The sequence below is a fragment of the Pseudomonas sp. MWU13-2105 genome, assembly GCF_023242315.1.
Taxonomy (GTDB): Bacteria; Pseudomonadota; Gammaproteobacteria; order Pseudomonadales; family Pseudomonadaceae; genus Aquipseudomonas.
This window is the reverse complement of record NZ_JALLIY010000066.1, coordinates 1-1,356: the sequence shown is the minus strand read 5'-3', so window position 1 is coordinate 1,356 and position 1,356 is coordinate 1. Positions and strand designations below refer to the sequence as shown.

Genomic DNA, 1,356 nt, shown 5'->3' with positions numbered 1-1,356 from the left:
GGTAATGAGATGGTCACCCCCACACCTTGCGAGGGCTACGCTTTCGCAGGGTATTTTTATTTCGGAGACCATCACCATGAGCGATTTGGCACTGGTCGGTATCGACCTCGGCAAACACACCTTTCATCTGCACGGCCAGGACAAACCTGGCCGAGAGCTGTTTCGGAAGAAGCTCTCACGACAGCAAATGATGCGCTTCTTTGCCAATCTGCCAGCATGCACCGTGGTGATGGAAGCCTGCGCCGGGGCACATTTCGTTGCTCGCGAGCTGACTGCCCTAGGGCATCAGGCCAAGCTGATTTCCCCACAGTTCGTTAAACCCTTCGTCAAGGGCAACAAAAACGATTTCGTCGATGCACAGGCCATCTGCGAAGCCGCTTCACGCCCGACGATGCGCTTCGTTTCACCCAAGACCGAAGCCCAGCAAACCCTTTCAGTATTGCATCGCCTGCGCGAATCGCTGATCCGCGACCGCACCAAGGCCGTCAATCAGATGCATGGCTTCCTGCTCGAGTTTGGCATCAGCCTGCCGCAAGGACTGGCAATGATGAAACGTTTGGCCGTCATCTTAGCGGAGCATGAAATGCCCATTCGGCTGACGATACTGTTACAACGCTTGCATGAGCACTTCTTCTACTTGGATGAGCAGATCCAGGAGTTGGACAAAGAGCTGGCAGGCCAACTGGCCGACGATGATCTAGGTCGCCGTTTGCTAGGCATGCCGTGTGTCGGGCCGATCACCGCCAGCCTGCTGGCTGTGGAAATCGGCGACGGCAAACAGTACGGATGCAGTCGTGATTTTGCTGCGTCTGTCGGCCTGGTGCCCAGGCAGTACAGCACCGGTGGCAAGGCCAATCTGCTAGGAATCAGTAAACGGGGAGACAAGAATCTCAGACGTTTGCTAGTGCAATGCGCAAGAGTCTACATGTTGCATTTGGACCGCCAGAAAGGACCGCTAGCCCTATGGGTGCGATCGCTGCTGATGCGACGCCACGCAAATGTGGTGGCCTGCGCCCTGGCCAATAAGCTGGCGCGTATCGCCTGGGCGATAGCGGCACACCATACCGAGTTTGAAGCGGGATCAGACTCTATGGCTGCCTGATCTCGTTGTTGTTGCTGCACCACGACTCACCCTTCAGGTTTTGCGATAGCTGACAACAGATGATGTGAACGGCCAACCGGCCTAGCGAAGATCCTGGATAAACATCTGGCTTTTTAAGCCGCACGGGTTTTTAAGGATCGCCAGGCGCGACTCTCATCGTGGCGCGGGGCTTACCCCAGCAGACGCCGGATAGATTTAAGCAAGCCACCACATCGCCCGTTAATCAGCATTGCAAAAATGGGGGTGACCATAGA

The 1,356-nt window shown here is 55.8% G+C and carries 1 protein-coding gene; it reads left to right on the top strand.

From position 1 onward, the window contains the following. Positions 1-76 precede the first annotated feature (76 nt). Entirely contained in the window at positions 77-1,102 is a 1,026-nt protein-coding gene (locus M5B96_RS32300; protein WP_248801205.1) for an IS110 family transposase, read from the top strand. The last annotated feature ends 254 nt before the right edge of the window (positions 1,103-1,356 follow it).

What these genes read in the sequence shown, in the direction of transcription:
- M5B96_RS32300 (WP_248801205.1), top strand. Translation starts at nt 77, where the DNA reads ATGAGCGATTTGGCACTGGTCGGTATCGACCTCGGCAAACACACCTTT.